A 22,305-nucleotide genomic window follows, 5' to 3' on the forward strand; every position below is an offset into this window, starting at 1 on the left:
GGCATTTTAGACTATAAGGGGGTCACATTATGAGTCAGCGTCCAGAATGGGGGACAAGAGCAGGGTTTATTTTAGCAGCAGTTGGGTCCGCGATTGGATTAGGAAATATTTGGCGCTTCCCAGCTGTGGCTTATGAGAATGGAGGAGGTGCCTTTTTCCTACCATATTTATTTGCCTTACTAACTGCAGGTATTCCACTACTTGTAATGGAGTTCACTTTAGGGCATAAATATCGCGGATCATCTCCACTAACTTTTGCCCGTTTAAGTAAAGGTAGTGAATGGTTAGGGTGGTGGCAAGTAGCGATTTCGTTTTTTATTGCTACTTATTATTCGGTCATCATCGCTTGGGCAATGTCATATGCCGTTTTTTCATTTAATTTAGGTTGGGGGAAAGACCCGAAAAGCTTCCTAATCGGTGATTATTTACAAGTAACAGATGCCGGAAAATTCGGCGATATGGTACCAGGGGTATTCATCCCACTAGTGATCGTTTGGATTGTAGCTTTAGGAGTTTTATTTGCAGGAGTTAAAAAAGGAATTGAAAAAGCAAATAAAGTGATGATTCCTTTACTTGTTACATTATTTTTAATCATTGTTGTTCGTGCTTTAACATTAGATGGAGCGATAGAAGGTCTTAATACATTCTTTAAACCGGATTGGTCAGCACTATCAAATGGAACCGTATGGATTGCGGCCTACGGACAAATATTCTTTAGTTTATCCATTGGTTTTGCCATCATGATTACTTATTCAAGCTATTTACCAAAGAAATCCGATATTACGAATAACGCATTTATTACAGGATTTAGTAACTCATCATTTGAATTATTAGCTGGGATCGGAGTATTCTCAGCATTAGGATTTATGGCGGCACAACAAGGTGTTCCTGTTGATCAAGTAGTAGAAAGTGGGGTTATTTTAGCCTTTGCCGTATTCCCTGAAATCATTAATCAATTTCCATTTGCAAATGAATTTTTTGGAGTGTTGTTCTTTGGTTCACTAGTACTTGCAGGTCTAACTTCACTTATTTCCATCGTCGAAACATTTGTTGCTGGTGTGCAAGATAAGTTCAATGTATCGAGAACCACATCTGTATTAGTTGGTGGAGGATTAGCAGCTCTTATTTCGGTTGTGTATGCAACTCAGGGCGGCTTGAACTTCCTAGATGTTGTCGATTATTTCATTAATACATTTGGAGTAGCACTTGCAGGATTGGTCGAAGTAGTGTTTGTTTCATGGTATATTAAACAACTAAACCCACTTCAAAATTATGCCAATGCGATTTCTGATATTCGCCTAGGTGGATGGTGGAAACTTTGCTTAGGAGTGATCACTCCACTTGTGTTGGGATATATGACTTATGATAACTTGAAGCAAAATTTAATTAGTGCTTATGGGGATTACCCACGTAATTTTATTTTTAACTATGGTTGGACAGTCGCTTTAGGGGCGATTTTGATTGGGGTTGTTCTCTCTATGAAGAGTTGGAAAGGTCAAACATTAGAAATTCCATCAGAAGTAGAGAAAAAGGAGGTCTCTTAATATGGAAACAAGTGCAATCGTTATGATGGTCGTCGGAATTGCCGTAATTTGGGGAGGCCTAGGAGTCAGTGTAACCCATGCCGTTAGAAAAGCAAAGCAAGCTAAACAAGGATAAGGAAGAGGGCCCTAGCTAGTATTTCATCTACTTGCTAGGGCCTCTTAATTGTTTTTATTTATTTCGATTTTTTAATTTTTCCTGTCTTTCCCATTGCTTTAAGTGAGGAAAGGGATCAAATGACCACTCTGTTGAACCATTATCTTTGTACATGCCAAAATGTAAATGAGGTGGAAATTTACCAGATGTACCTGGAGGACCATATCCGGTACTTCCAACGCCTCCAATTAGCATACCAGGTTCGACTACTTGTCCGACTTTTAAATCTTTAGCAAATCCGCTTAAATGAGCAAAATAATGATACGTATTATTTATATCCCTTATGCCGATCCGCCATCCACCATATCGATTCCATCCTTTCATTTCAATAATTCCATAACAGGTAGAGCGAACAGGTACACCATAATCGGCAAATATATCAGTTCCTTCGTGAATTCTTCTTCCTCCCCATCCGCGGGCATCTCCCCAAGTATTTTTATAGCTATAATCGTGTTGGAGTGGGAGAGGAAATGATTTTTCATTTAAATTTAATGTTTGATATTGCTTATAGATCTTGGTATTCCCTATAATGATTCCAACTGCTTTATCTCTTCGATAATAATTCCATAGGGCCATGCGGATATGTTCATCTTCTGTTCCAAATTTTAATATGTGATTGGCCATAGCTGCTAATATATCTTCATTGTTCGTACGATCGGCTTTTCCATCACCGTTTCCGTCACTGCCAAATCCATTAAAAAAGGCGATCGTCATTGGATTTGTATCTTGTTTATTCGGGTTAAGGATTCCCGCCCATTTTTCTTCAGAGAAATGGATGGATATTTCCATCTGGGGCTTAGGCAAATCCTTTCTTACAAATCGCAAATTCCTTTCATATTGATCGATGGCTGCAAAATAATACCAAGGAATATTGGTAGCCGCTTGCATTTTTTGAAACAGTTCTTTCCTTATTTGATTCCTTTGTTCATCTGTTAGGGGCTCATTTGCTTGAATGCTGTCGCTAAGTGGGAAAAGAATTAGGACCGTTAGCAAAATGAGGAAAGAAATTTTTTTCAAACCAAACTCTCCTTTCACCAAGAAATCACTATATATATTTTTAGAAAAAATCCCACATTTTATTTAGATCAATTAATGGAAAACATGAAGGAACAATACTTGTTTTAGCCATTTTCCTATGTTAAAGTGACAAAAGAGAATATTTAATCATAAAAGGCAAGAGAATCATGGGAAATAAGTTTTACATAAGAAATTTGCTCAGAATACTTTTTATTAGGTGAATCATACTTGTCGAAAAGGTTTCGAGGAAATTATTCAAAAAATCGGGAAGTTAAATCTGTCAGTGCTATATATACAGAATCTACTGACGAAAGAGAATCGTTCATTCACCGTAGCTGTCGCTTATGCTTTTCTTACAACCGAGGAATGGAGATGGGAAAATGAGCAAAAAAGAAGAATATTTACGGAAACCGGATTGGTTAAAAATAAAGCTAAACACGAATAAAAATTACACTGGTTTGAAGAAAATGATGAGGGAAAAAAGCCTACACACGGTATGTGAAGAGGCGAAATGTCCAAATATCCACGAATGCTGGGGAGCAAGACGAACAGCTACCTTCATGATTCTTGGGGATGTCTGTACACGTGCTTGTCGTTTCTGTGCAGTTAAGACAGGGTTGCCAACAGAACTTGATTGGAAAGAACCAGAACGTGTGGCAGATTCTGTTGCTTTAATGAATTTAAAACATGTCGTCATCACTGCCGTTGCACGTGATGATTTAAAAGATGGTGGGGCAGCTGTTTTCGCTGAAACGGTACGAGCAATTCGCAGAAAAAGTCCATTTACTTCTATAGAAGTATTACCATCCGATATGGGCGGAATTTATGATAATCTCAACACATTGATGGATGCACGTCCAGATATTTTGAATCATAATATTGAAACTGTGAAAAGACTCTCTCCAAGAGTTCGCGCACGCGCAACATATGAACGTTCATTAGAATTTTTACAACGCGCAAAGGAAATGCAACCTTCTATCCCAACGAAATCTAGTATTATGATTGGATTAGGGGAGACGAAGGAAGAGATCGTTGAGGCATTAGATGATTTACGAGCACATCAAGTGGACATTGTCACAATCGGACAATATTTACAGCCATCGAAAAAACATTTGCCTGTTATAAAATATTATCATCCAGATGAATTTGCTGAATTACGCGAAATAGCCATGATAAAAGGATTCAGTCATTGCGAAGCAGGACCACTAGTCCGTTCTTCCTACCACGCCGATGAACAAGTCAATTCAGCGGCAAAGAAAAAACATGAATTAAGCGATGCCGAAGTCGAACAAAAACAAGCATAAATAGATGAAAAAGGGATGTCCCAGTGATGGGAACATCCCTTTTTGGTTATTTTGAGTATTGCATATCCCTAGGGCATATGCCTATTTCCCATGGTTATATGCACATTTCCCAAGTCCATATGCACTGCTTCTAAGAAGATTTGCGCTAATTCTTGAGAGATATGCACATTTCCCAAAATATATGCACATTTCCCGAAGATATATGCGCAAAACCGGCAAGCCCTGATCCCGAAAAAATAATGAGGCATCGGAAATGGATATGCCTATTTCCCATGGGTATATGCACATTTCCCAAGGACATATGCACTACTTCTAAGAGGATTTGCGCTAATTCTTGAGAGATATGCACATTTCCTAAAATATATGCACATTTCCTAAAATATATGCGTATTTCCCGAAGATAAATGCGCAAAACCGGCAAGCTTTGATCCCGAAAAAATAATGAGGCATCCGAAATGGATATGCCAATTTCCCAGGGTTATATGCACATTTCCCAAGTCCATATGCACTGCTTCTAAAAGGATTTGCGCTTATTGTTGAGAGATATGCACATTTCCCAAAATATATGCGTATTTCCCGAAGATATATGCGCAAAACCGGCAAGCCTTGCTGATCCCGTATATGAATAATTGCTCTAAAGCCCACAGGACGTGCATTCAGTTATCGTTTATTATGCTTTTCTTCATATTTTTCTCCCTTAGTTTCCCCGTTTTCGTTTTCGCCTTGGCTCATTGGGGATCCTTGTGGAGATTCTTTGACCATTCGATCGATGGTTTGATCAATCGTCGCTTTTACATTATTGGATCCGGCATCCATTGTGGCGATATTCTCAATATCCCGTCGTAGATGAGGATCATCGGTTACATAGACATGATACCAGCGTGGCACAACACTCATCGCGGTTTTCTTTACTTGATCGGCAACGGCTGTGCGTTCACGCTTGTCCTTATTTTGAGCATCCATAGTGTAAGCGATAAGGACTTCTTCACTTGTGACTAACACGGAAGCATCATCAACATTTGGGATGGTTACCGCTAATCGACTAATAGAATCAGCGACTTGCTCCCGATCCATCGTGTGCATATTTTTATAAGAAACATTTTCCCCTTGAACAGGGCTTTTTTGTTGCCTGACATATCCAAATTTTTCAGAACGATTTTCTGTCATAATGTTATTGTCCGCACGATCATTATATAAATCTTCGCGGTCACTAACATTTAAAGTATTGCCGTTTTGCTGGTAGATACCCGGCTGGTCTGCCATATCATTCGTATTACATCCGACCAATAAAGCAATACTTAGAAAACTAGCAGTAATCAATGATTTTTTCATGACTTGCACCTCCCTAATAAGTAGGATGACCACATTTTTTTCAATTTCCCTTAGTAATTCATTCCAAAGTGAAAAAGCAGAAAGACCATACCAACCTAAGTTTTTTTCAATTCCAGTATGGTATAATAAAGGGGCATTTTTATTTTGTATGGTAAAAAAGAACAAATGTATATATACATCATGAGATCGAAAGGGGTGTAAGGATGATTTGTATTAACCACCACTGCTATGAACTGGTTGAGGATTATAGGAATGGGTTTAAAGAAGATGATTTTCGCAGTCGATATAGTGAGATCTTAACGAAATATGATTATGTCGTTGGGGATTGGGGATATAATCAACTGCGTTTAAAGGGTTTTTTTGAAGATCATAACCAAAAGGCAAGTTTTGATACAAAAATAAGCACAATGAAAGAGTATTTGTATGAATATTGTAACTTTGGATGTGCCTACTTCGTCTTAAAAAAAGTAAAAAAATAGGTCAGTGTTACCTGACCTATTAATTTCCATGTTCGACATTTGTATATGGTCGTTGATTATCACGTTCTGGGTCATCATGTGGAGGGTGTGCCCCGTCCATTTGTCTCGGTAAATTTTGGTGAAGGGTTTTATTTTCATAACCAAATGGATTGTGAAAACGTTGTCCCTCTTCCCAAGGGGTCGATTTATTTTCTACTGGCTCTTCTTTTCCCTGTGGCGCACCATATGCACCTTCTGGAAGTTCTTCACTTGTTAAAAAATTCCTCATCGTTTCGACATTCGAAACATCTGTATATTCTTCTTGATTTTCCCTTAAATTATGCTTACCGTTCATGGTTCTGCACCTCCGTGAAAGAAATCAACCTTTCACTTGTAGTATGCGTATTAGGGAGAAAAGGATGCAATAATTAAATCACTTCAAATAAAAAGTCCCGGAGCTCGGCTGCATCTTCGTCGTCTAATTGAAATACCGACTCTAAATAACCTGGTTCTTCTAAATCATCCTGACCAATAATAGCATAGCGATTCCCCTGAAGGTTTAACACTAATTTCTTCCCATAATACCGATCTGTTTGAGTAATAGCTAAATCAAAACGTTGATGTTCTCCCATAAAACTAACAAAGCGAGTTTTCGTTTGTTCCTTTTCATCATATAAAAAAAACCTGTCCATCATCCTCACCTCCGCAAAAATTCATACTTAAAAGCTATTTTAGCATGTTCAACTATGCATCTCCATTGAATAGTGATTGTGAGGAAAAATATGTGGTAAAATAAGAAGGTGAGGAAAAGTAAAAATGGAGGGGTGTAGCGAAATGTATTTTATTGACCGAGATAAAATGGAAGAAACACTTCAATTTCTTGAAATACAATTAGAGACATTTACTAGTCAGAAAGAATGGAACACAGCGATTGAGAAAGCGGCATTAGAGCGAATCATACATACGGTAATTGAATCGATTCTGGATGTTGGAAATTCAATGATCGATGGATTTATCATGCGTGACCCTGGGAGTTATGAAGATATTGTCGATATTTTAACAGATGAAAAAGTAGTGACAGATGAACTTTCAGCAGCATTAAAAAAGGTCATTGGTTTCCGAAAAGAAATTGTTCAACATTATACGAAAATAGACCATTCCGAAATAGAGAATGTATTTAAAGAGAACTTAGATGAAGTCAAACAGTTTCCAACGAAAGTAAGAGATTATTTAACGAATGAACTTGGACCTGTTTCAGCTTTTAAAAGATGACGCTTTCATTTTTGAAGGCGTTTTGTTCATTTTTATTTCAAACGATGGAAGAAATTATGGAGGTTGTTTTATGAAAAAATATAAAGGGTACCTAATTGACCTAGATGGAACAATTTATCGTGGAACGGAGAAAATTAAAGAAGCGGAACATTTTATTTCACGATTAATTCAAGCAAAGATTCCCTATTTATTTGTCACCAATAATTCTTCCCGAACAAAAGAACAAGTAGCAGAGAAATTGACGACTTTTAATATACCAGCAACACCTGAACAAATCTTTACCACTTCAATGGCAACAGCGAACTTTATGTATGAAAGAAAGCCAGCAGCAACTGTTTTTGTTATTGGGGAAGAAGGAATTCGTGAAGCTCTTACACAAAAAGGATTTACATTTGTAGATGAAAAGCCAGATTTTGTTGTGGTGGGAATTGACCGGGAAATCAATTATGAAAAATTGACCTTGGCTTGTATAGGTATAAGAAATGGAGCCACTTTTATTTCGACGAATGGAGATATTGTCATTCCAACAGAAAGAGGACTTCTACCTGGAAATGGTTCGATAACAGCTATGATTTCCGTATCCACCGAGACAGAACCTATTTTCATTGGAAAACCAGAGGCAATCATCATGGAGCAAGCATTAAAAACATTAGGAACGTCTAAAGAAGAAACCTTAATGGTAGGGGATAATTATAAAACAGATATTCTCGCGGGTATTCATGCTGGACTGGATACATTATTAGTTCACACGGGAGTCACAACGCCAGAACACTTAAAACAATATTCAATCCAACCGACCTATGCCATTCAAAATCTAGATGAATGGTCGGTATAATAGTTTGTGTGAAAACAAAGTGCCAGGTTCCTTTCCTAGAAATGAGTAGAGGATTCCTGGCATTTTGTTCTATTTAGCAACTAAAAAAATTAGAACTGAGGGTCACCCTTGAAAAATGTTATCATGCTTCCGCATTTGTTTTCATCCAGCTCCAGTGCCTATCGTCTAGCGTATTTCTCCGTCTTTTCCCTCCGATAAGTCAACATCAACTCGCAAAACCGTCTCGCTGTGTTTCCTTTATCTCAGTCAAAGACTACGAAATCCGTACGCCGATGGACAAGGCCCTTCCGCATTTGTTTTCATCCAGCTCCAGTGCCTATCGTCTAGCGTATTTCTCCGTCTTTTCCCTCCGATAAGTCAACATCAGCTCGCAAAACCATCTCGCTGTGTTTCCTTTATCTCAGTCAAAGACTACGAAATCCGAACGACGATGAACAAGGCGCTTCCGCATTTGTTTTCATTCGGTATTTGCTGCTCTATGGGCTAAGCGACTGGAAGCGGCGGCCGCAATTGCACCGACAATATCATCTAAAAAGGTGTGGACCTCACCGGTTGATTTATCATTTAAACGATCTAAAATTCCAGGTTTTTGTTTATCTATATATCCATAATTTGTGAACCCAATGGAACCGTACACATTTACAATCGAGAAAGCAAGTATTTCATCAACACCATATAACCCCTCATCCGTTTCAATAATAGATTGAAGAGGTTCTTCTAACATCTTCTTTTCCGCCAAAATATCCATTTGAATTCCGGTAATAATGGCATTTTGAACTTCCCGTTTTCCCAATACCCGTTCTACATTTTCAATACACTCTTCCATTTTTAAGTCAGGATGATACTTATTTTGAAGAAACATGACGAGTTCGGCAATATCTTCAATTTTGACTCCTCGATCTGTTAACCATTTTCGGGCGGTTTTTTCAGTTAAATCCATGGGGCTATCACTTTTTCCATTCATTCTTGATCACCTTTTCTTTCTTCATGCTTGTATTTAAGGTTATGTGAAACAAAGAGTATTTATGCGATTTTCGAAGGATTCATCATTCGATTTAGCAGGCAAAACACGATCAATACGTGAATGATAACTAGAATTAAAAGATGGCTCATATATATGATAATATCTTTTGAAATAAAATCCAATAAAAGGGGGTTGTTCAGGTGGAATTACACCATTTATTAGAAAGACATTACGGTGTAAAAATTGAAGACGTTTTGCAAGATGGAGTTGATTTAAGATACAGTTCCAAAGGGTTTCTATATACTATTAGTAATGTGACCAACTGGGAACAAGAATTATTAGCAGAATTACACAAAATGTCTAATCATTTAATGGCAAAGGGAGATCCATCTGTTTCAACTTTTGTTTCAAATAAAGACGGTCGTTTTTTAATGACGGTAAATGAAGCAGATTATGTTGTGTTAAAAAATAATCGGATCCCAAGCCCCGCTTCGATTCGTTATGGAAGGAAGTTGGCCAGATTTCACAATAGAGGTCAATATATGAATGAAAATATTCAGCATGCAAGCCGCATCGGTCAATGGAAATATTTATGGGAACAAAGGCTTGAACAATTAGAAAGCTTATTTCATCAGATTATCCGTCAGCATCCTGAAGATTCATTTGAAGAGATGTTCGTTAAGTCCTATCCCTATTATATGGGGCTTGCGGAAAATGCCATTCAATATATAGTGGATACTGAAATAGATGAACAGCCTCAAGAAGTGGATTCAGGTACTATTTGCCATGACCGTTTTCATCGTAAATCATGGGGAGATGATTTATTCATTCGCAATCCCCTAGACTGGGTGTTTGATCATCCAGGTCGGGATCTAGCTGAATGGATTCGATCAACCTATTGGAGTCATTCACGAATTTACCGGCAGGATATCCAAACCTTTTTGAATGAATACCAATCATTACGATCATTATCCGCTTTTTCATGGAGATTAATTTATGCAAGATTATTATTTCCACTCCATTATTTTGAATGTATAGAAGATTATTTTTTAACCACAGAGACCCAGACGAAAAAGCAATTAGAAGAGCAATTAGATCGAGCAATAAGAGATGCGACAGATTATGAACATTTTCTCGCACTCTTTTACGAAATAGCGAATGTCCCCGTACGCCAATATCGGATTCCGTTGATTGCATGGCTACACTAAAATGAGTGTCTTCTTGCCAAAGACTCAATATGGTAAAATAAACAAAAAGATGGCAAGGAGAGGGAGGATGGAGCGGTGAAACCTATTATTTTAATCACGAGAAAATTACCTGATGCAGCGATAAAGGATTTAAAAAATCAATATCATATCGACATGTGGGAAGAGGAAGATGTTCCTATTCCACGAGAGATATTATTGGAAAAATCTAAAAATGTCGATGCATTATTAACGATGATTACCGAAAAGATTGATGAGGAATTGATTGCGAATGCTAAACAGTTAAAAGTCATTGCCAATTGTGCAGTTGGATATGATAATGTCGATGTGGAAACGGCGACGAAATATGGGGTAGCCGTATGCAATACTCCGGATGTATTAACAGATACAACGGCAGATTTAACATTTGCTTTGCTGATGGTAACCGCTAGACGGATGATAGAAGCGGAAAAATATATTCAAAATGGTCAATGGAAAAGTTGGTCTCCTTTTTTATTAGCTGGAAAAGATATTCATCATAAAACGCTTGGAATTGTCGGCATGGGGAAAATTGGATCCAAAGTAGCAAAACGTGCGAAAGGCTTTGATATGAATATTTTATATCATAACCGTACACGAAAAATCGAAGTAGAAGAAGAGATTGGCGCCAAATACTGTTCGTTTGAAGAACTATTAAGAACAGCTGATTTTGTCGTTTGCTTAGCTCCTTTGACTCCTGAGACGGAAGGAATGTTTCAAAAAGAGCAATTTAATATGATGAAAAAGGACGCGATTTTTATCAATGTAGGAAGAGGTCCTATCGTCAATGAACAGGATTTATATGAAGCAGTAAAGAATGGAGTAATCGGTGGGGCAGGCTTAGACGTGTTCGAGAAAGAGCCGATTGATGAAACACATCCATTGCTGACTCTTCCTAATGTGGTCGCACTTCCCCATATCGGAAGTTCATCGGTTGAGACTAGAATGAGAATGATTCAATTAAGCTGCTCAAACATTGATCAAATATTAAAAGAAAAAATCCCACATACACTTGTAAATAAACAAATCATGTTATAAAAATAACTCCCTCAAACATAGATGTTGAGGGAGTTAATAGTCTTCTGTATAAAAATAGACTTAGAAAACTTGTTCTACTTCCAAAACACCTGGAACTTCTTCTAAAAGAGCGCGTTCGATTCCGGCTTTAAGAGTAATGGTAGAACTCGGGCAACTTCCGCATGCCCCTAAAAGACGTAGCTTTACAATTCCATCTTCTACATCGACAAGTTCACAGTCTCCGCCATCGCGAAGTAAGAACGGCCGTAATTTATCTAATACTTCTTGTACTTGCTCGGTCATTTGTTGGTCAGACATACTTATCGACTCCTTTCTACTATTTCTATTATAAAGAGTATTAAATAAAAAATCCATTCGAGTCGATTGTCTTTTGAAATATTTTTATTTCGAATTTTCTTATTTTCGTGTACACTAATGTAAAGCTAAAAAAATGAACGTGAAAAAAGAGAGCTGAAAGGATGTCAACATGGATAAACAGGTGGAAATTATCATTTACGGTGCAGAGGTCGTTTGTGCAAGTTGTGTGAATTCACCATCATCAAAAGAAACATACGAATGGATTGAGGCCGCTGTTTCGCGGAAATTTCCAAATCAACCTTTCAAAATATCTTATGTAGATATTCATCAACCACAAGAAGATGAACTAAAAAAATCCTTCTGCCAAAAAATCATCGACGAAGATATGTTCTACCCCGTCGTATTAATAGAAGAACAAATCGTAGGAGAAGGAAACCCAAGATTAAAAGCGATTTATGCAGAGATGGAAAAATACGGATACCGTAGTGAATGAGGTTATCAGAGAAGATGCGGGATGAACGGGCAAGATTTGTAAAAATAGGGGACTATCAGTGAACAAGAGCAGGATAGGCGAAGTTGTGCAAATTGGGAGAAGTAACGCAAAAAATGGCGGGAAATAGTCATATATTCTGGGAAATGTGCAAATAACCCCGGAAGTAGCGCAAATAACTTCAGAAGTAACGCAAAACCTTCTGGGAAATAAGCAAAAGCACTTGGGAAATGATCATTTCCCAAGAAACGCACACCCAAGCAGTAACGAAAAATAGGGTCATCCCAAAAGTTTGCGATGGCTCCACATTCCAATTTATTTTGATTAGAAATTTTGCGGAGACAGGCTCTTTTTGAGAAAACCCCATTTAGAAATTTATCCGTTATGATATTTGTATAACCAAAGTACTCCAGATTTCATAAGGCGGGCTAGACGACCGGTAATCGCGCGATCGGCTACAAATCCAAATCCTTGTTTTTTACCTAAAGAACCTAAAATGCCCTTAAGTTTGATTTCTGGAAGTTCGTCTGGAAGTGGGTCACCGTTCCAACGTTTTTGCAGGACTTGCACAATTTGCTCCGCTTGTCCTTCAGCTAGTTGCGCACTTGGAGCATGTGGTAGACTTGCGCAATCACCCACGACATATACATTTTCATGTTCAGGAATATTATGATACTTTGTTAGAACAACGCGGCCTGAACGATCTTTTTCTACATCCATTTCACGGACGACCTTACTAGGTTGAATTCCGGCTGTCCAAACAATGGCATCACATTGAACTGGATCCTCGTGATTATAGAGAAGACCAGGTTCAACTTTTGTAATATTGGCATTATTCACTACTTCTACGCCATGGTCTGTAAACCATTCATGAATATACTTACTAAGACGCTCTGGAAAAGCGGATAAAATTCGTGTACCACGGTCAAATAATTTGATGTCCAAATCTGGACGGCTCTCATGAAGCTCACTGGCCAATTCGATTCCACTTAATCCTGCTCCAACTATTCCAACAATCGAACCTGCTGGCATATTGGATAAATGTTGGTAAGACACTCTTGCTTTTCCAATCGTTTGAATGGTAAGAGAGTATTCTTCAGCACCCGGAACATTATGGAATTTGTCTTCACAGCCTAAACCAATCACTAAATCATCAAAGTGAATAGGTTCGGAATCTTTACAGATAATCTGTTGATTTTCAATATCAATATTAGTTACTTCTGCAAAGACTTGATTCAGGCGTGGATGTTCTGGAAATGGAACACGAATATGTTGATCAGAAATAGTCCCAGCGGCTAGAGCATAATACTCCGTTTTCAAACAGTGATACGGTACCTTATCAACTAGAGTAATGGTAACATCATCAGGCAACTGGTTTGGCAATAAGCGCAGCAGAACGCGCATATTCCCATATCCCCCTCCAAGTAACACTAAATGTTTCATATTATTATTTCCCCTTTTGCTTAATGCTTTTGATGGAAAAAATCCCTCTAGAAAAAATCCCTTACAAAAAAATAAACCCTTTAATCTAGCTGTGGCTCCTAGTGGCTCGAGGTCATCTGCTCTGCCTTTCTGTCGCAAAGTACGCGACGACAAGGCTGATCAGATGCTTGTCGCCCCTGAACAGTCGCCTCGCATTTTTAATCTAGCTGTGGCTCCTAGCTACTCGAGGTCAAAAGCACATCCTTTCTGTGACAAAATACGCCACGTCAAGGCAGTTCTTTTGCATATCGTAGCTGAACAGTGCCTCACTTTTTTATTTACTATTCCATTATGAAGTATATCGAAAGAATGAATAATACACAACAGCATTTGGCTGTTTTTATTCTTGGTATAGGAAACTCTAAAAATAAAGAACGGTGGGTCACTTTTTTAAATGTGGTCTCCTCAGCTCCAGCGCCTATCGTCTAGCGAATTTCTCCGTATTCTCCCTCCGATAAGTCAACATCAGCTCGGGAAGGGCCTCGCAGTGTTTCCTTTATCTCAGTCGAAACTTGCGAAATCCGTACGCCGATGAGCGAGGCGCTTCCGCATTTGTCTCCTCTAGCTCCAGCGCCTATCGTCTAGCGAATTTCTCCGTATTCTCCCTCCGATAAGTCAACATCAGCTCGAGAAGGGCCTCGCAGTGTTTCTTTTATCTCAGTCGAAACTTGCGAAATCCGTACTCAGACCTGAAGCATTTTTGCTTTTGTTCTTTGAAAAAATTGTTGAAAAAACTAAAAAAATGATCTTTATTCTTTAACCAAAGGGTGACTAATAGTACAATAGTTTTTGTGAGGTGAGATGAATTGAAACCATTAATTGAATTTTGTATTAGTAATTTGGCAAATGGTGCTCAGAAAGCACTTGAGATATTAGAAAAAGATTCGAATTTAGATGTGATTGAGTATGGCTGTTGCAGTTATTGCAGTCGTTGTGCGGAAAATCTGTACGCTGTTGTGAACGGGGAGCCGGTAGATGGAGATACACCAGAGGAGCTTGTTAAAAATATTTATGAGTATTTGGAAGAAAACCCTATGTTTTAATGAAATCTGTTCATTTACAATGGACAAACTTTAAACCAGGCTATCTCTTAAGGTATATAGGGTAGCCTGATTTTTTGTTTAGGATACTAAAAATTTTAGTACTGTGCATAACCTAACAATGTTGTCCACGTCTAGAAAATTTTCCCGTTTTCTCCCTCCGATAAGTCAACATTAGCTCGTGTACTACCTCACTCTCGTTTCCTTTATCTCAGTCGAAACTTGCGAAATCCGTACGCCAGACCTGCGGCGCTTGCGCTTTTGTTTCTTCCATAACTTATTATTTAACCTCTTTCATCGTATCCCTCAGTTCGTACCATTGTTCGCGGGCCATTTCAATGATTCTTTTTTCGGTTGAATACCTTTGCTTTTCAATCACTTTTGAAAAATAGGTGCTCGCTTTTTCCCATTTCCCGATTCTTTTGTTCAACTCCCCGATTAAATATAGAACTTTTACATCAGTCATTTGTGTTCCTGTAAAATCATCTGCCATATAGGATTCATAATAATGGTCGGCGGCTAATTTTAAAAAGCGTGTTTCTTGTTTTTCATTTTTTAATTCACGATAGAGCCAGGCCGTTCTTAACAATAGCCCTGCAATCGTAATATGTTTTTCTTTTTTTAAATTTGCGCAATAAGCGGCTAATTTATAGCTGTTAATAGCAACCTGTATGTTTCTCTCCTTCTCATATTTCTCCTGTGGGACCCACTGGGCACATACATGAGCTTCAATTTGCCCCTTTGTGTTCGGTGAAAAATAGGGTGAAAAATCCTCCGTAAAGGAGAAACCACAATGAGGGCACACTTTAACATTATAAAAAAGCGGGTTGATGTCATTGTTTTCATAAATGGGACAAAGGTCAGTGTCGTGACCGATTACCTTTATAAAACGTGACCGGACTTTGTTTGTGATAAAAGACTTATGACAAAATAAACATTTTTCTTTTTTTCCATAAAGCGGGGTAATTTCGTCCATTTTATTGGCCCCCTTCATTTTATTAAAAAGGACTTATGACCCTATTATAATCATAAATATGAGAAAAAAGAATGATTAAATAGGAAGTTCATCAGGAAAATCATCCTATATGATGGATAGGGAGGTTGAAGCATGTTAGTTGAGTGCACAATAAACAATGTTTATAATTATAATAAGGTAAAAACATAGGTAAAAAAGCGGGTTGCTTAGCATAAAGTATGATAGAACGGAGGGAAAAATGATGAGTGAACTCATTACAATTACGGAAGCTGCGGCATCACAAGTGAAAGAAATGATGAAGCATAATGAAGAAGAGGGGGCTTTCCTACGTGTCGCCATTAAAGGGGGCGGATGTAGTGGCTTATCCTATGGAATGGGATTTGACCATGAAAAAAATGAAGGCGATCAACAGCTAGAACAACATGGAATTTCCATTCTAGTCGATGAGGAAAGTGCGGCCATTTTAAAAGGAACAGTGATCGATTATAAACAATCCATGTTAGGTGGCGGCTTCACCATTGACAATCCAAATGCGATTGCATCATGTGGCTGTGGATCATCGTTCCGAACAGCGACAAATACGGGTAAGCCTGAGGAATGCTAATCGTCTGAAAAAATGACCGTGTTTGCAAGCATCAAATAAAATTCAGGTGTTATGCCTTTAATATTTTGACCAATGAGGGACTCTTCAGAAGAGCAGGATGACTGACTTTTCTTTAGAGCCCTTTTATTTTATTGTTCAAAAATCGATGTACTATGAAGAGGCTGGACTCTTGCTTTCGGGTCCATGTATGCTTTGGCGTTATTAACTGCTGTTGGCGCTTCACCAAAACCGGATGCAATGAGTTTGACTTTCCCATCATATGTACAAACATCACCAGCGGCATAAACCCCTTCGATATTTGTTTCCATTTTGGAGTTGACGATAATTGAATTTTTCGAAATTTCAAGTCCCCAATTTTTCATCGGACCAAGGGAGGAGACAAAACCGTAATTCACAATGACATCATCCACTGGAATCGTTTCCAATTGATCCCCACGAACTTCTTCCAATTGTACTTCTTTAATTCCGTTTTCATCACCTATAAGTTTTGTTGGGGTGAATGGCGTTTTTACGGCCACTTTAGAGGAAAGTAATTGTTCCACACTATGTTCATGTGCCCGGAATTTATCACGACGATGGACGATCGTCACTTGTTTGGCAATAGGTTCAAGCATCAAGGCCCAATCGACAGCGGAATCTCCACCTCCACAAATGAGGACACGTCGATCTTTAAACTTTTGCAAATCGGTAATAAAATAATGAAGGTTTTGCTCTTCAAATTGGCTTGCAGTTTCAATTTCTAGTTTCCGTGGTTGGAAGGCACCATTTCCTGCTGTAATAATAATCGTTTTACTATAATGTATTTCTTGATCTGTCGTTAGCTTAATCACTTGATCTTCTATCTTTTCGATGTTTTCGACAGATTGCTTCAGGCATACGGTTGTTTCGAATTGAGACATTTGTTCTTTTAAGCGGTCAACTAACTCTTGGGCTTTTACTTTAGGAAACCCGGCTACATCATAAATATATTTTTCCGGATAAAGGGCGGATAATTGGCCACCAAGATGTGGAAGGCTTTCGATAATTTTGACGCTCGCCTTTCTCAATCCACCATAAAACGCTGTAAATAAGCCGACAGGTCCTCCGCCGATAATCGTAATATCATATACCTTTTGATCCTCTCTCAAAGAAATACCTCCAATCATATTCGAAAAGTTAACATCATTTTATCACAGTACAATGCGGATCACCTAAAATTTGCTTCTTATTTTGGAGCAACTGAAACGAATGTGACAAACCTTTGAAAAGTATGACCGTCCCCATGTTTTCCAGGTTATTTTCTTTCCGCTTAGCTTCTTGCCACGTTACGAGAGGAATAGGAACTGCTCCTATTTTCATATGGCAAAATCAGGGAAGAGCCAGAATCATTTTTAATAAATAGAAGAATCCTCATTTTTCCCCTTACTAAAAAACTAGGGAAAGATCTTATGATTTAGTCCAATACGCTGTTTCCTTTCTTCAGTAATAAGGGATAGAGTTTTGGATTGCTATAGAGATCAAAGAAGCGACACCAAATGGAATCATCCATTCGAGTTTAAAGCCAGACTTGAAAGGAGAGATTTTGTTTTCGATGAACAAAATAAAGCCGGAATCCGTTTAAAAAGGTTAGGGATCCCGGCTTTAAATATTTTAAGCTTCCTCTACGTTTTCTTTTCCATTTCCTTCACAATGTCGGCAAGTTTCAGAACCGCCTAATAGGAGTTGAAAATATCCACTACCTGAACAATAGGTGCATTCTTTTTGTTTTGTTTCAGTTTTCATATGTTCCACTCCTTTATAATTTATTGAATTTTCTGATAATATAACATTTTTTACCCCCTTTTGGCAATAATAATTTTTTCCAATATAAAAGGGTATTTGAATAACTTATGACATTCCTGTGTATTTCTCGCTATTTTGTACTATTTTGTTGACGGAAATTGAAACATTCAGTACACTTATTTTTGTGTCGAGGGAGGTGGATCCTTATGCATATCGCAGTTTTATTAATATCGATGCTATTGTTTTTTGTTTTATTTTTTGGAATTGGCTTTATTTTAAATATGTTATTACGTATGACTTGGATCATGGCTTTTCTCTTTCCGATTGTGACCATTATTTTAATTGATGGAATCAGTACATGGGATTACTTCACAAATACGAGTGAAGCATTTCGTATATTAGGAACAAAGATTACGTCATTAAAAGTTCCGGATATTTTAATTGTACTAAGTGGATTGGCTGGAGCCATCGTCTCAGGGACTACGATGAGAATTCTTCGAAAAAAAGGATACCGGATGTTTTAAGACTCTACTTTATTTTAGTAGGTCTTTTTTTACTGTTTAGGAAAAATTAAAATTAAAAACTGTGGATATTCCTACGATAAGTCAACATCAGCTCGTGCACTGCCTCAAAGTGTTTCCTATATCTCAGTCGAAAACTACGAAATCGTATGTCAGACCTGCGGCGCTTTGGCATTTTTTCTTTTTGAATAAAATCCCCCAAGTTTGGAAACGACTAAATTTGGGAGGAATGATATTAAAAATGGGAAATTTACCAAAAATGGCAAAGCGTCTTCTCATGACAATCTTGTTTTTGGCTGCGATATTATCAACATATGAAGCAGTATCAGGAGTGGAAGCAAGTGTATTAATAAATAAATTTTTTCAAGGGAAAAAAACGTCGGAGCGTTATTCACATTTTGAAAAGGATCCCTCTGCCCTTTTAGCAAAAAATAGGTTGCCAGAACAAAGGAAATTAGAAGAGGAGATGAATTGGTCCGTTTATCCGAAGGCAACCGTGTTAGCCACTGGCTATACAGCGGGGATCGAATCAACAGGGAAAACACCTAATCACCCTGGCTATGGGATCACTTATTCTGGTGTGAAAGTAAAAAGAGATTTATATTCTACTATTGCAGCGGATACGAATGTTTTCCCGATCGGGACGATTTTGTTTGTTCCAAATTATGGTTATGGGGTTGTGGCGGATACGGGTAGTGCGATAAAAGGGCATAAAATCGACCTATATTATGAAACAGTAAAAGATGTTTACGATGAATGGGGCAAGAAAACGGTAGAGGTATACGTCGTAAAAAAAGGAAACGGTACTTTAACAGAAGAACAGTTGAAACTATTAAATGAAGATGAAGCGATGCAAGTCTTTCGAGAACAGTATATCAAAACGAAAGATGAGTAAAAAGCGTGCTGGCAACACGCTTTCATTTTGTAATTTAACCAAAGATCGAATGGAGCGGAATATCCTTATATACTTCAGGATGCAATCGGGTTCCTAATTGATGCAACCCTTTTATTAACCGTGGTGACGGTCGGCAGTATAGTTCCTCTTCCATCACAAAAATTTTATGATTCTTTACAGCAGGAAGTTCTGTCCAACCAGGTCTTTTCTTCACGATGGCTGGGTTTATTTTTTCCGTTCGAACCCCGACCCAAGCAAGTAGAATATAGTCTGGATTCTTTTCAAGGACCTCTGACCACTCCGTCTTATGACTGGATGTATCTTGATCAGCGAATAGGTTCATGGCACCAGCCGCTTCACTGAGTTCCGTTAACCAATTGATTTTTCCAGGAGAGAAAACGGGCTTTGGCCACCATTCCCAATATAATGTTGGTTTTTCCCTGATTTCCTGTGCTGCTTGTTTAAATAAAGATAATTGACGTAAATAAATTTCTACGAATTCTTCTGCTTTCTCCAAAGCGCCACAAACTTTTCCAACTTCTTTTAATGATTCCCCAATTTCTTCGAATGATTGAGGATTGGTCACAATATAAGGTAAATTTCTTTCTTTCAATCGTTCAATATTTTTTTCCATTCCAGGGACACTTAAGGATGCAAGGACGATATCTGGGTTTAACTTTTCTAATTCATCCATATTAATGTCCAAATCAGATCCGAGCCGTGGTAAAAGATTGACACTTTCAGGCCAATCTGAATAATTATCTACACCAACTAATTGATCGGTTAGACCCAAAAATCCAACCAATTCTGTATTGCTAGGGCAGATGGAGACAATTCGCATATACACTCGCACCTCCGCTTTAAGAATATCAACCATAGTATAGCATAGGAACCTATAAGAATTGTGTAAGAAAAATATTTTGAAACACGAAGTAATGAGGTTTTTCAGCTATAATGAAGAATGGAGGTGGGAATATGTTTAAAGTAAATCAACTTGACCCTTTTCAACATGAATCGTCATGTTTATTCATAGGGGTTTTTGAAAAACCAGTAAAATTTGAAGGAATATTACAACCATTAGATGATGCCTTTTCGGGACAATTAACCGATTTAGTAAAGGAAGGGGAATTATCAGCTAAAAGAAATGCCGTGACAACCGTATATTCTTTCGGAAAAATTCCCGCAAAAAAAGTGGTGTTCATTGGCTTAGGTAAAGAAAAACAACTTTCATTTGAACAATTAAAAGAAGTGTTTGGCAACGCTTTTAAAAAGGTGAAAAATGCAGAAAAAGTAGGTGTTTACCTAGATTCTTTTATCACGGAATCGATCGATGTATTCGATGCTGCTAGAGCATTAAGTGAAGCTTTCCATTTATCTACCTATCAATTTTATGGTTATAAACAAAAGGCCCAAACTAGGGATCGAGCCGTTAAGGAAATCGAAGTGTACTCGAGGGAAGAAGTTTCAGAGCTAACGGATTCACTCAAAATAGGCAACGCTTTTGCTAAAGGAACAAATTCTGCTAGAACACTTGTCAATATTCCTAGCAATTTATTAACCGCTGAAGAATTAGCAAATTATGCTGTAGAATTAGGAAAAAAATATGCTTTCGAAGTAGAAATTTTAGAAAAAGAAGAGATTGAAAAATTAGGAATGGGAGCGTTTTTAGCTGTCAATCAAGGATCTAGTAATCCTCCCAAAATGATCACCATTAAATATCAAGGAAAACAACAATGGGAAGATGTCATTGGACTCGTTGGAAAAGGGATTACCTTTGATACGGGCGGATATTCCATCAAATCGAAAGCTGGTATCGTCGGAATGAAGACAGATATGGGGGGTGCTGCCGCCGTATTAGGAGCAATGGAAGTGATCGGAGAATTGCGTCCTGAGCAAAACGTTGTCGCCGTCATTCCAGCAACGGATAATGTCATTAGTGAACGTGCATTTAAGCCAGATGATGTAATCACTTCGATGAATGGAAAAACGATCGAAGTGTTAAACACAGATGCAGAGGGACGTTTAGTTTTAGCAGATGCGATTACATATGCGAAACATCATGGGGCCAATTATTTAATCGATATTGCCACTTTAACAGGAGGAGTCATTGTTGCATTAGGATTAGATAAAACCGGAGCCCTTACGAATAATGAAGAACTATTTGAACAAATATTAGAAGCTTCCCATGAGGCCGGAGAATTTATTTGGCGTTTGCCATACACTGAAAAAGATAAAGAACGTGTTCGCAACAGCAAAATAGCCGATTTAAATAATTCCCCGGGTCGTGAAGGACATGCGATTATGGCCGGCGCCTTTATTGGAGAATTTGCAGAAAACACACCTTGGGTTCATCTCGATATCGCAGGGACCGCCACTACAAACAAAGAATATCCACTTGGTCCATCAGGCGCAACAGGTGTGATGGTGCGAACATTGGCCCATTTTGTTTCTCAATTTAATCAGTAAGGATAGTGAAAGGGGAACCCCGATAACCGGAGTTTCCCTTTTTTTCTTTGTGCATAGTAGTAGAAGGAATAGAGGGCGCAAAAAAACGCGGGAAATAGTCAAATATGGAGGGAAATGTTCAAATAAGCAAAGAACAAGCGCAAAAAAGCCGGAGAGTAGTGCAAATCCCCATGGGAAATGATCAAAAGAGAATGGGAAATGGTCAAATCAAGAAAGGTGTAAAAGAAGGAACGGGAGAAAACTAGATTCACGAGAAGTAGTGCAAAAAAACGCGGGAAATGGTCAAATATGGAGGGAAATGTTCAAATAAGCAAAGAACAAGCGCAAAAAAGCCGGAGAGTAGTGCAAATCCTCATGGGAAATGATCAAAAGAGAATGGGAAATAGTCAAATCAAGAAAGGTGTAAAAGAAGGAACAGGAGAAAAGTAGATCCACGAGAAGTAGTGCAAAAAAACGCGGGAAATAGTCAAATACGGAGGGAAATGTTCAAATAAGCAAAGAACAAGTGCAAAAAAGCCGGTGAGTAGTGCAAATCCCCATGGGAAATGATCAAAAGAGAATGGGAAATAGTCAAATCAAGAAAGGTGTAAAAGAAGGAACAGGAGAAAAGTAGATCCACGAGAAGTAGTGCA

At 38.2% G+C, this 22,305-nt stretch carries 27 protein-coding genes; 16 read left to right on the forward strand and 11 right to left on the reverse strand.

All coding sequences use genetic code 11. The annotated features are described in order from the left end of the window. Window positions 1-29: 29 nt before the first annotated feature. Together J2S13_RS07675 and J2S13_RS07680 are read left to right on the forward strand one after the other, a co-directional pair. On the forward strand, window positions 30-1,544 hold the full coding sequence (locus J2S13_RS07675) for a sodium-dependent transporter (RefSeq protein ID WP_307257157.1): 1,515 nt from the start codon (window positions 30-32) through the stop codon (window positions 1,542-1,544). A 1-nt stretch (window position 1,545) separates the two neighbouring features. Next, on the forward strand, window positions 1,546-1,659 hold the full coding sequence (locus J2S13_RS07680; protein ID WP_307257158.1) for a methionine/alanine import family NSS transporter small subunit: 114 nt from the start codon (window positions 1,546-1,548) through the stop codon (window positions 1,657-1,659). A 54-nt stretch (window positions 1,660-1,713) separates the two neighbouring features. Here J2S13_RS07680 and J2S13_RS07685 read toward each other — a convergent pair whose 3' ends face one another. Beyond that, window positions 1,714-2,715, reverse strand: a complete 1,002-nt coding sequence (locus tag J2S13_RS07685; RefSeq protein ID WP_307257159.1) for a M23 family metallopeptidase — start codon at window positions 2,713-2,715, stop codon at window positions 1,714-1,716. 380 nt (window positions 2,716-3,095) lie between these two features. Between J2S13_RS07685 and lipA the strand changes: the two genes are divergently transcribed. Next, complete coding sequence (gene lipA / locus J2S13_RS07690) at window positions 3,096-4,019, forward strand: lipoyl synthase (protein ID WP_307257160.1); 924 nt, start codon at window positions 3,096-3,098, stop codon at window positions 4,017-4,019. A gap of 660 nt (window positions 4,020-4,679) precedes the next feature. Here lipA and J2S13_RS07695 read toward each other — a convergent pair. Then, a complete protein-coding gene (locus tag J2S13_RS07695; protein WP_307257161.1) occupies window positions 4,680-5,351 on the reverse strand; it encodes a YhcN/YlaJ family sporulation lipoprotein in 672 nt (223 codons plus the stop codon). A 203-nt stretch (window positions 5,352-5,554) separates the two neighbouring features. On the opposite strand from J2S13_RS07695, the gene J2S13_RS07700 reads away from it, so the two are divergent. Beyond that, on the forward strand, window positions 5,555-5,830 hold the full coding sequence (locus J2S13_RS07700) for a YutD family protein (RefSeq protein ID WP_307257162.1): 276 nt from the start codon (window positions 5,555-5,557) through the stop codon (window positions 5,828-5,830). A 19-nt stretch (window positions 5,831-5,849) separates the two neighbouring features. Here J2S13_RS07700 and J2S13_RS07705 read toward each other — a convergent pair whose 3' ends face one another. Further along, on the reverse strand, window positions 5,850-6,164 hold the full coding sequence (locus J2S13_RS07705) for a cytosolic protein (protein WP_307257163.1): 315 nt from the start codon (window positions 6,162-6,164) through the stop codon (window positions 5,850-5,852). Window positions 6,165-6,237: 73 nt separating this feature from the next. After that, complete coding sequence (locus tag J2S13_RS07710; protein WP_307257164.1) at window positions 6,238-6,504, reverse strand: DUF3055 domain-containing protein; 267 nt, start codon at window positions 6,502-6,504, stop codon at window positions 6,238-6,240. Window positions 6,505-6,643: 139 nt separating this feature from the next. On the opposite strand from J2S13_RS07710, the gene hepT reads away from it, so the two are divergent. Both hepT and nucF read left to right on the forward strand, forming a co-directional pair. Further along, a complete protein-coding gene (gene hepT / locus J2S13_RS07715; RefSeq protein WP_307257165.1) occupies window positions 6,644-7,081 on the forward strand; it encodes a type VII toxin-antitoxin system HepT family RNase toxin in 438 nt (145 codons plus the stop codon). Between the two features lie 70 nt (window positions 7,082-7,151). Further along, a complete protein-coding gene (gene nucF, locus J2S13_RS07720; RefSeq protein WP_307257166.1) occupies window positions 7,152-7,916 on the forward strand; it encodes a 5' nucleotidase NucF in 765 nt (254 codons plus the stop codon). A 457-nt stretch (window positions 7,917-8,373) separates the two neighbouring features. On the opposite strand, the gene J2S13_RS07725 is transcribed toward nucF, so the two are convergent. Beyond that, window positions 8,374-8,880, reverse strand: a complete 507-nt coding sequence (locus J2S13_RS07725) for a phosphatidylglycerophosphatase A family protein (protein ID WP_307257167.1) — start codon at window positions 8,878-8,880, stop codon at window positions 8,374-8,376. A gap of 200 nt (window positions 8,881-9,080) precedes the next feature. Between J2S13_RS07725 and yutH the strand changes: the two genes are divergently transcribed. Beyond that, window positions 9,081-10,088 (forward strand): spore coat putative kinase YutH, encoded by a 1,008-nt coding sequence (gene yutH, locus J2S13_RS07730; RefSeq protein ID WP_307257168.1) that lies wholly within the window; start codon window positions 9,081-9,083, stop codon window positions 10,086-10,088. A gap of 75 nt (window positions 10,089-10,163) precedes the next feature. Then, on the forward strand, window positions 10,164-11,141 hold the full coding sequence (locus tag J2S13_RS07735) for a 2-hydroxyacid dehydrogenase (protein WP_307257169.1): 978 nt from the start codon (window positions 10,164-10,166) through the stop codon (window positions 11,139-11,141). Between the two features lie 60 nt (window positions 11,142-11,201). On the opposite strand, the gene J2S13_RS07740 is transcribed toward J2S13_RS07735, so the two are convergent. Beyond that, a complete protein-coding gene (locus tag J2S13_RS07740; RefSeq protein WP_370873984.1) occupies window positions 11,202-11,495 on the reverse strand; it encodes a NifU family protein in 294 nt (97 codons plus the stop codon). Window positions 11,496-11,607: 112 nt separating this feature from the next. Between J2S13_RS07740 and J2S13_RS07745 the strand changes: the two genes are divergently transcribed. Beyond that, window positions 11,608-11,931 (forward strand): YuzD family protein, encoded by a 324-nt coding sequence (locus J2S13_RS07745; RefSeq protein WP_307257170.1) that lies wholly within the window; start codon window positions 11,608-11,610, stop codon window positions 11,929-11,931. 372 nt (window positions 11,932-12,303) lie between these two features. On the opposite strand, the gene J2S13_RS07750 is transcribed toward J2S13_RS07745, so the two are convergent. After that, window positions 12,304-13,371: an NAD(P)/FAD-dependent oxidoreductase gene (locus tag J2S13_RS07750; protein ID WP_307257171.1), complete on the reverse strand. Its 1,068-nt coding sequence runs from the start codon at window positions 13,369-13,371 to the stop codon at window positions 12,304-12,306. A gap of 845 nt (window positions 13,372-14,216) precedes the next feature. Here J2S13_RS07750 and J2S13_RS07755 point away from each other — a divergent pair. Further along, complete coding sequence (locus tag J2S13_RS07755; protein ID WP_307257172.1) at window positions 14,217-14,453, forward strand: YuzB family protein; 237 nt, start codon at window positions 14,217-14,219, stop codon at window positions 14,451-14,453. 277 nt (window positions 14,454-14,730) lie between these two features. Here the strand turns inward: J2S13_RS07755 and J2S13_RS07760 are convergent, their stop codons facing one another. After that, a complete protein-coding gene (locus J2S13_RS07760; protein ID WP_307257173.1) occupies window positions 14,731-15,426 on the reverse strand; it encodes a DUF2225 domain-containing protein in 696 nt (231 codons plus the stop codon). Window positions 15,427-15,667: 241 nt separating this feature from the next. Between J2S13_RS07760 and J2S13_RS07765 the strand changes: the two genes are divergently transcribed. Continuing rightward, window positions 15,668-16,030, forward strand: coding sequence for a HesB/IscA family protein (locus tag J2S13_RS07765; protein ID WP_307257174.1), 363 nt, complete (start codon window positions 15,668-15,670; stop codon window positions 16,028-16,030). 128 nt (window positions 16,031-16,158) lie between these two features. Here J2S13_RS07765 and J2S13_RS07770 read toward each other — a convergent pair whose 3' ends face one another. Together J2S13_RS07770 and J2S13_RS07775 are read right to left on the reverse strand one after the other, a co-directional pair. Further along, complete coding sequence (locus tag J2S13_RS07770) at window positions 16,159-17,157, reverse strand: NAD(P)/FAD-dependent oxidoreductase (protein WP_307257175.1); 999 nt, start codon at window positions 17,155-17,157, stop codon at window positions 16,159-16,161. Between the two features lie 502 nt (window positions 17,158-17,659). Then, on the reverse strand, window positions 17,660-17,791 hold the full coding sequence (locus tag J2S13_RS07775) for a YuiA family protein (protein ID WP_307257176.1): 132 nt from the start codon (window positions 17,789-17,791) through the stop codon (window positions 17,660-17,662). Between the two features lie 200 nt (window positions 17,792-17,991). On the opposite strand from J2S13_RS07775, the gene J2S13_RS07780 reads away from it, so the two are divergent. Together J2S13_RS07780 and spsC are read left to right on the forward strand one after the other, a co-directional pair. Beyond that, window positions 17,992-18,315 (forward strand): YuiB family protein, encoded by a 324-nt coding sequence (locus J2S13_RS07780; RefSeq protein WP_370873986.1) that lies wholly within the window; start codon window positions 17,992-17,994, stop codon window positions 18,313-18,315. A gap of 238 nt (window positions 18,316-18,553) precedes the next feature. Further along, window positions 18,554-19,207 carry a stationary phase survival protein SpsC gene (spsC, locus tag J2S13_RS07785; protein WP_307257178.1) on the forward strand — a complete coding sequence of 218 codons (654 nt, stop codon included), beginning with the start codon at window positions 18,554-18,556 and terminating at the stop codon, window positions 19,205-19,207. Window positions 19,208-19,241: 34 nt separating this feature from the next. On the opposite strand, the gene J2S13_RS07790 is transcribed toward spsC, so the two are convergent. Next, window positions 19,242-20,048, reverse strand: a complete 807-nt coding sequence (locus tag J2S13_RS07790; RefSeq protein ID WP_307257184.1) for a cobalamin-binding protein — start codon at window positions 20,046-20,048, stop codon at window positions 19,242-19,244. A 134-nt stretch (window positions 20,049-20,182) separates the two neighbouring features. Between J2S13_RS07790 and J2S13_RS07795 the strand changes: the two genes are divergently transcribed. From J2S13_RS07795 to J2S13_RS07805, 3 genes are all read left to right on the forward strand, one after another. Next, window positions 20,183-21,673: a leucyl aminopeptidase gene (locus J2S13_RS07795; RefSeq protein ID WP_307257179.1), complete on the forward strand. Its 1,491-nt coding sequence runs from the start codon at window positions 20,183-20,185 to the stop codon at window positions 21,671-21,673. A 104-nt stretch (window positions 21,674-21,777) separates the two neighbouring features. Then, window positions 21,778-21,918 (forward strand): hypothetical protein, encoded by a 141-nt coding sequence (locus J2S13_RS07800; RefSeq protein WP_307257180.1) that lies wholly within the window; start codon window positions 21,778-21,780, stop codon window positions 21,916-21,918. A 43-nt stretch (window positions 21,919-21,961) separates the two neighbouring features. Further along, entirely contained in the window at window positions 21,962-22,102 is a 141-nt protein-coding gene (locus tag J2S13_RS07805) for a hypothetical protein (protein WP_307257181.1), read from the forward strand. Window positions 22,103-22,305: the final 203 nt, after the last annotated feature.

The organism is Oikeobacillus pervagus (assembly GCF_030813365.1).
Taxonomy (GTDB): domain Bacteria; phylum Bacillota; class Bacilli; order Bacillales; family DSM-23947; genus Oikeobacillus; species Oikeobacillus pervagus.